We start from the raw sequence: 12844 nt of genomic DNA on the forward strand, positions 1-12844 counted from the left end.
TGCGGCAGCTGCTACGGGATTGTTGCGGTTCACGCCACCTTATTCAGGTCGGCTTCTTTAGTTTCCTTCAAGCACAGCACGGCGATCAGGCTGAGGATCGCTGCGCCTGACACGTACCCGCCCACCCAGCTCAAACCGCCCATGCTTACCAGCTTTTGCGCAAAAAACGGTGCAGCGGACGCCCCGACAATGCCGCCCAGATTGTAGGCCGCTGATGCGCCGGTATAACGCACGCGAGTCGGGAACAGTTCAGGGAGCAGGGCGCCCATCGGGGCAAAGGTCACGCCCATCAAGAACAGCTCAATACACAAAAACAGCGCCACGCCCCACGTAGAGCCTTGAGTCAGCAGCGGCTCCATCAAAAAGCCCGACAAAATCGCCAGAACACCGCCCACAATCAGCACCGGCTTACGCCCGTAACGGTCACTGGCCCATGCCGACAACGGTGTAGCGGCAGCCATAAACAACACGGCAAAGCACAGCAGCCCGAGGAAGGTCTCGCGGGTATAGCCCAGTGTGGCGACGCCGTAACTCAGCGAAAATACCGTCGAGATATAAAACAGCGCGTAACACACCACCATCGATGCGGCACCCAGCAGCATCGGTGCCCAATATTGGCTAAACAGTTCGACGATCGGCATTTTCACCCGCTCGTGCTGCGCCACGGCTTTGGCAAATACCGGCGTTTCTTCCAGCTTGAGGCGAACATACAGGCCAACCATCACCAGCGCAGCGCTGAGCAGGAACGGAATGCGCCAGCCCCACGAGCGGAACTGTTCATCGCTCAGGCTCATGGCCAGAATCAAGAACAGGCCGTTGGCCGCCAAAAACCCAATGGAGGGGCCCAGTTGGGGAAACATGCCGTACCAGGCGCGCTTGCCCTTGGGGGCGTTTTCAGTGGCGAGCAACGCCGCACCACCCCATTCGCCGCCCAGTCCCAGCCCTTGGCCAAAGCGCAGCACACACAGCAGAATCGGTGCCCAGGCGCCAATTGTGGCGTAGCCCGGCAGTACGCCAATCAAGGTGGTGCACACGCCCATCAATAGCAAAGAGGCGACGAGTGTTGATTTGCGGCCGACACGGTCGCCGAAATGGCCGAACAGAAAAGAACCCAGTGGGCGGGCGAGAAAAGCGATACCAAAGGTCAGAAACGCCGACAGCATTTGCGCTGTGCCGGATGTCTGTGGGAAAAAAACTGGGCCGATCACCAGTGCAGCGGCGGTGGCATACACATAGAAGTCATAGAACTCGATGGCCGTACCAATAAAGCTGGCCGTGGCAACGCGGGTGGCAGAATTGACCGGTTTATCGGCCGAAGCTTCGCTGTAGGTGGTGCTGGTGCTCATGTGTTTATCCCTGACAGTTATGCGCTGTGTGCCGATGTCTGCCTTTGCAGCGTGACGTGGCGAGCAATTTTTATGGTCGTTGGCCCTGATGGATAACAGGGTGCAAGCGCAGTTCAGGATGGGAACGTACGCAGGTACTGCGCAAAGCAACGCGCCGACAGCGCTGAGTGTGGGTAACACGCGTGTCGGCGAGGCTTGGGTAAGCGAGAAAGAGTATAGGGAGGCCCGTTCGTATGTAACAAGACCTTGCGCGGTGATTAAACCGCGGGTTTGACGCTGTTGTGCCAGATCAGTACACGGCTGACGCGGTTCTCTTCAGTTTCAAGAATTTCCAGTCGATAGCGGCCGATTTTCACGCAGACCGTGGTTTCCGGAATGGTTTCCAGTGCCTCGGTGACCAGCCCGTTGAGGGTCTTGGGGCCGTCGCAAGGCAGATGCCAGCCCAGGCATTTATTCAGCTCGCGAATCGATACGGCGCCATCGACCACGTAGCGGCCGTCGGGCAACGCATCAATCAGCGGGTTATTGATGTTCTGCTCGTCCTCGAACTCGCTGACGATTTCTTCGAGAATGTCTTCAAGGGTCACAATGCCGAGTACTTCGCCGTACTCATCCACCACCACGCCCAGTCTGCGCTGCTGCTTATGGAAATTCAGCAGTTGCACTTGCAGTGGTGTGCTCTCGGGGATGAAGTAAGGTTCATGGCAGACGGCCAGCAACGCCTCTTTGGTCAGGCTGGCACCGGGCAGCATATGCTGGATGTGGCGGGTGTTGAGGATCGCTTCAACCTGGTTGATGTCGTTGTGAAACACCGGCAGGCGCGTGCGTTGGGTCTGGCGCAGTTGCTCGATCAGGTCTTCGATCGGTTCGTCGAGGTTAAGCCCTTCAACCTCGTTACGCGGGATCAGGATGTCATTGACCGTGATGTTGTCCAGCGCATGAATGCCTGTGAGCAGGTGCGGGCGGTTATTGGGTTGCTCGTCATTTTGCGGTAGGTGTTCGTCGCCAAGCTCTTGGGCTTGGGCACGCTGTGCCACTGTGCCGCGCTTGCCAATAACAAAGCCGGCGATCAGCCCGGCTCCAGCGATCAGCAATGCCGAGAGTGCAAGCAATGGCCCGGGGGGCAAGCTATCCATATTTATCGCCCGTCAGATATGCAAAATGTATTCGCGAACCAGCTTGCTGCCGAAGTAAGCCAGCATCAGCAGGCAGAAGCCGGCAAACGTCCATCGAATGGCTTTGTGGCCGCGCCAGCCGAGGTAGTGGCGGCCCAGCAGTAACACGCTGAACACGATCCATGCCAGGCAGGCCAGCAGGGTCTTGTGGACGAGGTGTTGGGCAAACAGGTTGCCCAGAAACAGCCAGCCCGAGATCAGCGACAGCGACAGCAGCGACCAGCCTGCCCATAAAAAGCCGAACAACAGGCTTTCCATGGTTTGCAGGGGCGGAAAGTTCTTGATCAGGCCTTTGGGATGTTTGCGTTTGAGCTGATAATTTTGCAGCGACAGCAGCAAGGCCTGGAACACCGCGATGGTGAACATGCCATAGGCCAGCAACGACAGCAGGATATGGGCGAGAATGCCCGGCTCTTCATCAATGACCTGAACGGTGCCAGGCGGGGCGAACTGGGACATCAAGACCGTGAGAATGCCCAGCGGGTATAAAAGCAGCAGCAGGTTTTCGACTGGAATGCGTGCGCACGCCACCAGGGTCACGGTAATGACTGCGACGGCAATCAGGCTGGCGGCACTGAAAAAGTCCAGCTCAAGGCCAGCCGGCGTCAGCAGGTGGGTGAACAGGCTGATGGCGTGGGCGATCACGGCAATAATGCCGAGCGTCACCAGCAGGCTTTTATTTGCCTTGGCGCCTTGGCGCAGGCAAGTGCCTTGATAGAGGGTCGCAGCGGCATATAGGCAGGCGGCGGCGAGACTGGGTAGCAAACTGGGTGACAAGGGGAGCATAAATCCTGTTAGGCAAGCCCGAAAGGGATGAGTTTGGCATACAACCGGTCATGCACGAAAGCCACATAAGCCGACGGTAAGGTGTCGGACGCGGCCAGTCTTCGCTATAATCCGCGACCTGCCCACGCCGCAGGCTCGCCGAGCATCAGTTTTACACGGGCTGGGCCGCAATAACCCCGGTCTACTTTGGGCCTGAAAGGATCGCGCATGTTTGAAAATTTAACCGACCGTCTTTCGCAGACGCTGCGCCATGTCACCGGCAAGGCCAAGCTGACCGAAGACAATATTAAAGACACTCTGCGTGAAGTACGCATGGCGTTGCTGGAAGCCGACGTGGCTTTGCCAGTGGTCAAAGACTTCGTCGCTGCGGTCAAAGAGCGCGCTGTCGGCACGGAAGTGTCGCGCAGCCTGACGCCGGGCCAGGCGTTTGTAAAAATCGTTCAGGCTGAACTTGAAAGCCTGATGGGCGCTGCCAACGAGGACCTGGTCCTCAATGTGACGCCGCCTGCCGTTGTGTTGATGGCAGGTTTGCAGGGTGCGGGTAAAACCACCACTGCGGGCAAGCTGGCGCGCTTCCTTAAAGAACGCAAAAAGAAAACCGTCATGGTCGTGTCGGCGGACGTGTACCGTCCGGCAGCGATCAAGCAGCTCGAAACACTGGCCAACGAAGTCGGGGTGACGTTCTTCCCGTCCGACCTGAGCCAGAAGCCGGTAGACATCGCTCGCGCCGCCATCGCCGAAGCCAAGCTGAAGTTTATTGATGTCGTAATCCTCGACACCGCCGGTCGTCTGCACATCGACGCCGAGATGATGGCCGAGATTCAGGAGTTGCACGCGGCCGTCAAGCCGGCAGAAACCCTGTTTGTCGTGGACGCCATGACCGGCCAGGATGCCGCCAACACGGCCAAGGCCTTTGGCGATGCGCTGCCGTTGACCGGCGTGATCCTGACCAAGGTCGACGGTGATGCGCGGGGCGGTGCAGCACTGTCCGTACGTGCCATCACCGGCAAGCCGATCAAGTTCATCGGTATGGGCGAGAAGAGCGATGCGCTCGAACCGTTCCACCCGGATCGAATTGCATCGCGCATTCTGGGTATGGGCGACGTGCTCAGCCTGATCGAGCAGGCCGAACAAACCCTCGACAAAGACAAAGCCGACAAGCTGGCTAAAAAGCTCAAGAAAGGGAAGGGCTTCGACCTCGAAGACTTCCGCGATCAACTGCAACAGATGAAGAACATGGGCGGCCTCGGCGGCCTCATGGACAAACTGCCGAACATGGGCGGTGTCAATCTGGCGCAAATGGGCAATGCCCAAGGCGCAGCAGAAAAGCAATTCAAGCAAATGGAAGCCATCATCAACTCCATGACACCGGCCGAACGCCGTGACCCTGACCTGATCAGTGGTTCGCGCAAGCGCCGTATTGCCATGGGTTCCGGCACTCAGGTGCAGGACATCGGTCGCTTGATCAAGCAGCACAAGCAGATGCAAAAGATGATGAAAAAGTTCTCCACTAAAGGTGGGATGGCAAAAATGATGCGCGGCATGGGCTCCATGATGCCCGGCGGCGGCATGCCAAAAATGTAATTTACCCGCCCGGGCGCTAGCGTCCGGGCAACTCGCAGTCATGCGAGACACCCGGCAAACCCGCACTGTGCGGGAGCTGACCCGTCGCCATTCGTGGCGATCTCGTTGCAAGTCTGTAGGGCATGCCGGTAGGCGCCAGAAAAAGACATTTGCAAAAGTCCGGATATTCCTTAGAATATGCGGCCTTTCGGGCACCTATGCCCGCTGTGCCTTTAGATTTGCAGCACCGACTACAGGAACGATGTTCACATGCTAACAATCCGTCTTGCCCTTGGCGGCTCCAAAAAGCGCCCGTTTTACCACTTGACCGTTACCGACAGCCGTAACCCACGTGACGGTTCCCACAAGGAACAAATTGGCTTCTTCAACCCGGTTGCCCGTGGTCAGGAAGTTCGTTTCTCCGTTAAAGAAGACCGCCTCGCCTACTGGCTGAGCGTTGGTGCTCAACTGTCTGAGCGTGTTGCTCAGCTGGTTAAAGAAAACGAAAAAGCTAAGGTTGCGGCCTGAGCAATATGAGCGTGACGCCTGAAACTGCTGATGATTTGATCGTTATCGGCAAAATTTACTCGATTCACGGCGTGCGCGGCGAAGTGAAGGTTTATTCCTTTACGGATCCAATTGATAACCTGTTGGACTACAAAAAACTGACGCTTCGGCGCGGTAATGATGTACGACAGGCAGAGCTGGTCAGTGGCCGTTCTCATAACGGCAAGTTTCTGGTTGTAAAGCTCAAGGGTCTCGATGACCGTGACGAAGCTGGTCTTCTTCGCGAATTCGAAATCTGCGTGCCGCGTAACCTGTTTCCTGAACTGACCGACGGCGAGTACTACTGGTACCAGCTGCAGGGACTGAAAGTGACCAACCTTGAAGGGCAATTGCTCGGCAAGATTGTAGACCTTATGGAAACTGGCTCGAACGATGTCATGGAAGTCAAACCTTGCCCAGGTAGCCTGGATGATCGTGATCGCTTGTTGCCCTATACAGAGCAGTGTGTGTTGAGCGTTGACCTTGCAGCTGGCGAGATGAAGGTGGATTGGGATGCGGACTTCTAAGCGTGGCTAAATTGCGCGTAGAAGTGATCAGTTTGTTTCCCGAAATGTTTTCCGCCATCAGCGACTACGGCATCACTAGTCGTGCGGTGAAACAAGGGCTCTTGCAGCTGACTTGTTGGAACCCGCGAGACTACACAACGGATCGACATCACACTGTGGACGATCGCCCATTTGGCGGTGGTCCGGGCATGGTGATGAAGATCAAGCCTCTGGAAGATGCACTGGTTCAGGCCAGAGAAGCAGCCGGAGAGGCGGCGAAGGTTATTTACCTGTCGCCCCAAGGCCGTCAACTGAATCAGTCGGCGGTACGCGAACTGGCGAATGAGGAAGCATTAATCCTTATTGCAGGCCGCTATGAAGGCATTGACGAGCGTTTTATAGACGCTTATGTCGATGAAGAGTGGTCGATTGGTGACTATGTACTTTCCGGTGGCGAGCTGCCGGCGATGGTTCTGATTGATGCGGTTACACGACTGCTGCCTGGAGCTTTAGGGCATGCGGACTCCGCGGAGGAAGATTCCTTCACGGATGGTCTGCTGGATTGCCCGCACTACACCCGACCGGAGGTGTATGCGGATCAGCGTGTTCCCGACGTATTGCTAAGTGGCAATCATGCACACATCCGGCGTTGGCGTTTACAGCAGTCCCTTGGGCGGACCTTTGAACGACGCGCCGATCTTCTGGAAAGCCGCTCGCTTTCTGGAGAAGAGAAGAAGCTGCTCGAGGAATACATCCGCGAGCGGGACGATAGTTAACAACGTATCGATGGTAGGTCCGATGGCCTACCTTAGGAGCACAGCATGACTAACAAAATCATCCTTGCACTCGAAGCAGAGCAGATGACTAAAGAGATCCCTACTTTTGCCCCGGGCGACACTATTGTCGTTCAGGTGAAAGTGAAGGAAGGCGATCGTTCGCGTCTGCAAGCTTTCGAAGGTGTAGTGATTGCCAAGCGTAACCGTGGCGTGAACAGTGCTTTCACTGTTCGTAAAATCTCCAACGGTGTTGGCGTAGAGCGTACTTTCCAGACCTACAGCCCGCAAATCGACAGCATGGCTGTTAAGCGTCGCGGTGACGTTCGTAAAGCCAAGCTGTACTACCTGCGTGACCTGTCGGGTAAAGCAGCTCGTATCAAGGAAAAACTGGCTTAAGTCCAGCTTCCCGATACAGAAAAAAGCAGCCTTCGGGCTGCTTTTTTGTTGCCTGAGATTTGTCAGACCTTTGTCCAGTTGTAGGGTTGTTTAAAGCATGACTTCGCGTGACCAAGAGATTCAACGCCGTACAGACCTGTCCGTTACCCGCATTACCAAGGCCGTCTTCCCCTCGACCACCAATCATCACAACACCTTGTTTGGTGGCACTGCATTGGCCTGGATGGACGAAGTATCGTTTATCGCCGCCACCCGTTTTTGCCGCTTGCCGTTGGTCACCGTTTCGACTGACCGCATCGACTTCAATCATCCGATCGCTGCAGGCTCCATCGTTGAATTGGTGGGGCGTGTGGTGAAAGTGGGTAATACCAGCCTCAAGGTCGAAGTAGAAGTGTATGTCGAGAGCATGAGCTGCGACGGTCGCGAATTGGCCATCCAGGGTTTGTTCAGTTTTGTTGCCATCGACGAAGCCAAACGCCCGGTGCCGGTGTTGCCCGGATTTACGCAGGCCTCGTAAAGCCGTCACTTCGGTGCATCAGGTTTTACAAGTGCCAATATCGTCCAGCCCGTAGCGGGTTTCAGATCGCTGTTGGGTGTTATCACATGCACCCAACCGCTGCTGTCGCGCGCAAACAGGGGTGTTGCACGTTCACCGTGTAATGCCTGGTAGTCGTCCCAGGAGAAGCTGTCAGTCAGGTGGGTGCTGTAAATTTCCGCCCCTTGATGTAAGTCGTTTATCAATTGGCTATACGTGATGGCAGGGTTACCCAACACTTGACCGCGATGTTCATGGCTGGCGCGATGCTTGTCAGTGCGGCGGCTTTCTTGGCTGTTGGTCAAGGTGTAAAGACGGTGTGGGCCAAACTCGTGACGAAAGCGGGTGACCGCCAATGCGTTCAGTTCACCCGATGGGGACAGTGCCAGCAAATGGCCTAAACCCACCAGATCCAGATGCGACTCGGCATGTTCAGCCGCCGGATTGCCAAAGTAGGTGGGCAGGTTTCCCATGCGCGCGGCGCGGATGTTCTCCCAGTTGGAGTCCGTTAACAGCACCCGGATACCCAGTTGTTGCAACGCTTTGGCAATCACTCGCGCCGGACCGTTCGCGCCCACGATCAAAAAGCCGCTGGGCGGCGGCTCTGCTACTTTCAGCAGACGAGCCAATGGGCGTGCCGTCGCACTTTGCAGCACCACCGTGCCGATGATGACGGCAAAGGTAAGGGGAACCAGCAGTAAGGCGCCTTCGTGACCCGCTTCATCCAGGCGTATCGCAAAAATGGCAGATACAGCAGCCGCGACGATGCCCCGAGGGGCGATCCAGGCCAGTAACGTGCGCTCACGCCAGCTCAGTTTTGAACCGGCTGTCGACAGCAAAACGTTCAAAGGGCGTGCAATAAATTGAATGATCAGTAGCAGCACCAGCACGGCGGGCCCGAGTGCCAGCATGGCATTCAGGTCGAGACGGGCGGCGAGCAAGATAAACAGCCCGGAGATCAACAGTACGCTGAGGTTTTCCTTGAAGTGCAGGATATGCCGTACGTCTACGCCCTTCATGTTGGCCATCCACATGCCCATCAGCGTCACCGCCAGCAAACCGGATTCATGCATGATCTGGTTGGAGGCAATGAAAATGCCCAGCACCGTCGCCAGAGTCGCCAGGCTATGCAGGTATTCGGGCAGCCATTGGCGACGCAACACGTTACCCAGTGCCCAGCCCCCGGCGATGCCGAACACACTGCCGCACAGGATGACTCCGGCAAATGTCAGCAAGCTATGGCTCAAGCCATCGCCGGCAGCGCGGGCAATGATGAAGCTGTAGACCACCACGGCGAGCAAGGCGCCAATCGGGTCGATGACGATGCCTTCCCAGCGCAGGATGTTGGCAATCGAGGCTTTGGGCCGAACCACGCGCAGCATGGGCACAATCACAGTGGGGCCGGTCACCAGTGTCAAGGTCCCGAAAAGCAGGGCCAGCAACCAGTCAAACCCCAGCAGCCAGTGCGTGGCCAAGGTAATGACCGCCCATGTCGACAAGGCCCCAACCGTCACCAGTCGATGCACGACGCTGCCGATCTCCCGCCATTCGGACAGGTGCAGCGTGAGGCTGCCTTCAAACAGAATCAGAGCGACCGCCAGTGACATCAGCGGCATCAGCAATGGGCCAAACAGGGTTTGAGGATCAAGCCATCCCAGCACCGGGCCGATCAGTATGCCCGTTAACAGTAAGAACAGAATCGCTGGTAATTTCAGTCGCCAGGCCAGCCATTGGCAGCCCAGCGCGGCGACACCTATACCGCCAAACGTCAGCAGAATCTGTTGTTCGTTCATGGGACATCCTTCACGTGCTTTTTGTGTAGGCCATTGCGGGCGGGCTATGAAAGACTAGCGGTCACTTTGAACGTTCACCTTTTATTTGTGCGCAGCCTTTTACACCTGCGCTTAGAGAGCCAATGCCCGCGATAGATGATCCACTTATCGACTGTTTTCTGGATGCCTTGTGGCTCGAAAAAGGCCTGTCCGACAACACCCGTGATGCTTATCGAAGTGATTTGGCGCTGTTTAACGGCTGGTTGCAGGAGCGCGATGTTGCACTCATCAACACCGGACGCGAGATGATCCTTGATCACTTGGCCTGGCGACTTGACCAAGGCTACAAACCCCGTTCGACGGCGCGCTTCCTGTCCGGGGCTCGAGGCTTTTATCGGTATTTGCTGCGTGAAAAATTGATCGGCGTTGACCCAACGTTGCAAGTCGAGATGCCACAGTTGGGCAGGCCTTTGCCCAAGTCGCTGTCTGAGGCGGATGTGGAGGCCTTGCTGGCAGCGCCTGATATGAGTGAAGCCATTGGCCAGCGTGATCGGGCAATGCTTGAGGTGCTGTACGCCTGTGGACTGCGCGTGACCGAACTGATCAGTCTGACGCTGGAGCAGGTCAACCTGCGTCAGGGCGTGTTGCGAGTCATGGGCAAAGGCAGCAAAGAGCGACTGGTGCCTATGGGCGAGGAGGCCATTGTTCAGGTTGAGCGGTATATGCGCGATGCGCGACATGAGCTGCTGGGCGGTCGCCCCAGCGACGTGCTGTTCCCCAGCCTGCGCGGTGAGCAAATGACCCGCCAGACTTTCTGGCACCGGATCAAGCATCAAGCCAAAGTGGCCGGCATCGACAAATCATTGTCACCGCATACCCTGCGTCATGCCTTTGCTACCCATTTGCTCAACCACGGTGCCGACTTGCGCGTAGTACAGATGCTGCTGGGCCACAGCGATCTGTCGACTACGCAGATTTACACCCACGTAGCGCGGGCTCGCCTGCAAGACCTGCATGCCCGTCATCACCCGCGTGGCTAGGGGCACAAGTGCGGTCACAGGGTCGGCCCGGCAAGCCATCTGTGGTAGGCTTTGCCGGTTTAGAAAACGAGCTGCCCGGACCCGGCTTATCGGGGTGTCCAGGTTTGGCCGTTTTGTCCGCCTTCAGGAGTTCCCATGCGCGTGACCCAGATTTTAGCCGCCGCAGCCATTGCGTTGGTCAGTACCTTTACGTTTGCCGACACTGCTGCCGAGCAAGCCATCCGCAAAAGCCTTGATGCGCTGAAGCTTGATGTTCCCGTTGAAAGCATCAGTGCAAGCCCGATGGCAGGTTTGTATGAAGTCAAACTCAGTGGCAGCCGCGTGTTGTACGCCAGTGCCGATGGTCAATTCATCGTGCAGGGCTACATGTTTCAGCTCAAGGATGGCAAGCCGGTCAATTTGACCGAGCAGGCCGAACGCGTTGGCGTGGCTAAATTGATTAACGGTATTCCGGTCGCAGAAACCGTCGTTTACCCTGCAATCGGCGAAACCAAATCGCACATCACCGTCTTTACCGATACCACCTGCCCGTATTGCCATAAATTGCATGAAGAAGTGCCTCAGTTGAACAAAATGGGCATTGAAGTGCGTTATGTTGCGTTCCCGCGTCAGGGCCTCGGTTCGCCGGGGGATCAGCAGCTGCAAGCGGTCTGGTGTTCGGCAGACAAAAAAAGCGCCATGGACAAAATGACCGATGGCAAAAAGGTTGAAGCGCCCAAGTGCGCCAACCCGGTCGCCAAACAATTCGCCCTGGGCCAATCGATTGGCGTAAATGGCACGCCAGCCATTGTGTTGGCTGACGGCCAGGTAATTCCGGGTTATCAGCCCGCTGCCCAAGTTGGCAAGCTGGCCCTCGGTGCTAAATAATTCTGCATCGCCACAGTAAAACGCTGGCGATCATGGTCGGGCCGTTCAGTTGGCCGGCTATTAATTGAGAGCCGTGGTTATCCACGGTTGTGTTTCACGGCCGACCTTGAGTCGGCCGTTTTATGGGGAGTTCAGTGTGAATCCGGTCAAAGTAGGTATCTGTGGGCTCGGGACCGTCGGTGGCGGCACCTTCAACGTACTAAAGCGTAACGCCGAGGAGATTGCCCGCCGTGCCGGGCGTGGTATCCAGGTTGCGCAAATTGCCATGCGTACGCCAAACCCTCAGTGCGACATTGCCGGTACCCCCATTACCAACGATGTCTTTGCTGTGGCCACCAACCCTGACATCGACATCGTGATCGAGTTGATTGGCGGCTACACCATCGCCCGTGAACTGGTGCTCAAAGCCATTGAAAACGGCAAGCATGTGGTCACTGCCAACAAGGCGCTGATTGCTGTGCATGGCAACGAGATTTTCGCCAAAGCTCAGGAAAAGGGCGTGATCGTGGCGTTCGAAGCCGCGGTGGCCGGTGGTATTCCGGTGATCAAGGCGATTCGTGAAGGTCTGTCGGCCAACCGCATTAACTGGGTGGCGGGCATCATCAACGGCACCGGTAACTTCATCCTCACCGAAATGCGTGAAAAGGGTCGTACGTTTGAAGACGTACTGGCTGAAGCGCAGGCGCTGGGTTACGCCGAAGCGGACCCGACCTTCGACGTGGAAGGTATTGATGCCGCTCACAAGCTGACCATTCTGGCCTCGATTGCGTTTGGTATCCCGCTGCAATTCGATAAAGCCTACACCGAAGGCATCACCAAGCTGACCACGGCTGATGTGAACTACGCCGAAGCGCTGGGCTACCGCATCAAGCACCTGGGCGTGGCACGCAGCACCGCCAATGGCATTGAACTGCGTGTACACCCGACACTGATCCCGGCAGACCGTCTGATTGCCAACGTCAATGGCGTGATGAACGCCGTCATGGTCAATGGCGATGCCGCGGGCTCCACTCTGTTCTACGGTGCAGGCGCCGGTATGGAGCCAACGGCTTCGTCAGTGGTAGCCGACCTGGTGGACGTGGTGCGGGCGATGACGTCTGATCCTGAAAACCGTGTGCCGCACCTGGCCTTCCAGCCGGATTCTCTGTCTGACCACCCGATTCTTCCGATTGAAGCCTGCGAAAGTGCTTACTATCTGCGCATTCAGGCCAAGGACCATCCGGGTGTATTGGCACAAGTGGCCAGCATTCTGTCCGAGCGCGGCATCAACATCGAATCGATCATGCAGAAAGAAGTGGAAGAGCATGACGGCCTGGTGCCAATGATCCTGCTGACCCACCGTGTGATCGAGCAGCACATCAACGATGCGATTACAGCGCTTGAAGCATTGCAAGGCGTTGTGGGGTCTGTGGTTCGTATTCGCGTTGAACATCTTAATTAATTAAGAGCGGCAAGCGATCAGCTCCAATCGCCAAGCATGAGCCAGACGGCTTTTACTTGGCGCTTATGGCTCAACCGCTAGCCGCTCAAACCCGA

The 12844-nt window shown here is 56.7% G+C and carries 12 protein-coding genes and 1 pseudogene; 9 read left to right on the forward strand and 4 right to left on the reverse strand.

Annotated features, from left to right (window positions below; all coding sequences use genetic code 11):
* Nucleotides 1-29: 29 nt before the first annotated feature.
* The 3 genes and pseudogenes from GHN86_RS12370 to GHN86_RS12380 form a co-directional block, all read right to left on the reverse strand.
* The gene (locus GHN86_RS12370) at nt 30-1346 is read right to left on the reverse strand and encodes an MFS transporter (protein WP_153379705.1); all 1317 of its coding nucleotides are present in this window, start codon (nt 1344-1346) and stop codon (nt 30-32) included.
* A gap of 257 nt (nt 1347-1603) precedes the next feature.
* Nucleotides 1604-2350: pseudogene (locus tag GHN86_RS12375) on the reverse strand (transporter associated domain-containing protein); the annotation flags it as partial.
* A gap of 144 nt (nt 2351-2494) precedes the next feature.
* A complete protein-coding gene (locus GHN86_RS12380) occupies nt 2495-3307 on the reverse strand; it encodes a cytochrome C assembly family protein (protein ID WP_153379703.1) in 813 nt (270 codons plus the stop codon).
* 207 nt (nt 3308-3514) lie between these two features.
* Between GHN86_RS12380 and ffh the strand changes: the two genes are divergently transcribed.
* The 6 genes from ffh (at nt 3515) to GHN86_RS12410 (ending at nt 7611) form a co-directional block, all read left to right on the forward strand.
* The gene (gene ffh / locus GHN86_RS12385) at nt 3515-4891 is read left to right on the forward strand and encodes a signal recognition particle protein (protein WP_153379701.1); all 1377 of its coding nucleotides are present in this window, start codon (nt 3515-3517) and stop codon (nt 4889-4891) included.
* A 249-nt stretch (nt 4892-5140) separates the two neighbouring features.
* Nucleotides 5141-5398: a 30S ribosomal protein S16 gene (gene rpsP / locus GHN86_RS12390; RefSeq protein ID WP_095028900.1), complete on the forward strand. Its 258-nt coding sequence runs from the start codon at nt 5141-5143 to the stop codon at nt 5396-5398.
* 5 nt (nt 5399-5403) lie between these two features.
* Complete coding sequence (gene rimM / locus GHN86_RS12395; protein WP_048363294.1) at nt 5404-5943, forward strand: ribosome maturation factor RimM; 540 nt, start codon at nt 5404-5406, stop codon at nt 5941-5943.
* 2 nt (nt 5944-5945) lie between these two features.
* Nucleotides 5946-6698, forward strand: coding sequence for a tRNA (guanosine(37)-N1)-methyltransferase TrmD (gene trmD / locus GHN86_RS12400; RefSeq protein ID WP_003440270.1), 753 nt, complete (start codon nt 5946-5948; stop codon nt 6696-6698).
* 45 nt (nt 6699-6743) lie between these two features.
* Nucleotides 6744-7094 carry a 50S ribosomal protein L19 gene (gene rplS / locus GHN86_RS12405; RefSeq protein ID WP_003175895.1) on the forward strand — a complete coding sequence of 117 codons (351 nt, stop codon included), beginning with the start codon at nt 6744-6746 and terminating at the stop codon, nt 7092-7094.
* A gap of 97 nt (nt 7095-7191) precedes the next feature.
* Nucleotides 7192-7611: an acyl-CoA thioesterase gene (locus tag GHN86_RS12410; RefSeq protein WP_153379699.1), complete on the forward strand. Its 420-nt coding sequence runs from the start codon at nt 7192-7194 to the stop codon at nt 7609-7611.
* A gap of 5 nt (nt 7612-7616) precedes the next feature.
* Here the strand turns inward: GHN86_RS12410 and GHN86_RS12415 are convergent, their stop codons facing one another.
* A complete protein-coding gene (locus GHN86_RS12415; protein WP_153386670.1) occupies nt 7617-9422 on the reverse strand; it encodes a cation:proton antiporter in 1806 nt (601 codons plus the stop codon).
* A 122-nt stretch (nt 9423-9544) separates the two neighbouring features.
* Here GHN86_RS12415 and xerD point away from each other — a divergent pair, with 122 nt between their 5' ends.
* From xerD to GHN86_RS12430, 3 genes are all read left to right on the forward strand, one after another.
* The gene (gene xerD, locus GHN86_RS12420; RefSeq protein ID WP_153379695.1) at nt 9545-10441 is read left to right on the forward strand and encodes a site-specific tyrosine recombinase XerD; all 897 of its coding nucleotides are present in this window, start codon (nt 9545-9547) and stop codon (nt 10439-10441) included.
* A 135-nt stretch (nt 10442-10576) separates the two neighbouring features.
* Nucleotides 10577-11308, forward strand: coding sequence for a thioredoxin fold domain-containing protein (locus GHN86_RS12425; protein WP_153379693.1), 732 nt, complete (start codon nt 10577-10579; stop codon nt 11306-11308).
* A 136-nt stretch (nt 11309-11444) separates the two neighbouring features.
* Entirely contained in the window at nt 11445-12749 is a 1305-nt protein-coding gene (locus tag GHN86_RS12430) for a homoserine dehydrogenase (protein ID WP_323369386.1), read from the forward strand.
* Nucleotides 12750-12844: the final 95 nt, after the last annotated feature.

The sequence above is a fragment of the Pseudomonas helleri genome, from assembly GCF_009600315.1.
GTDB lineage: Bacteria > Pseudomonadota > Gammaproteobacteria > Pseudomonadales > Pseudomonadaceae > Aquipseudomonas > Aquipseudomonas helleri_A.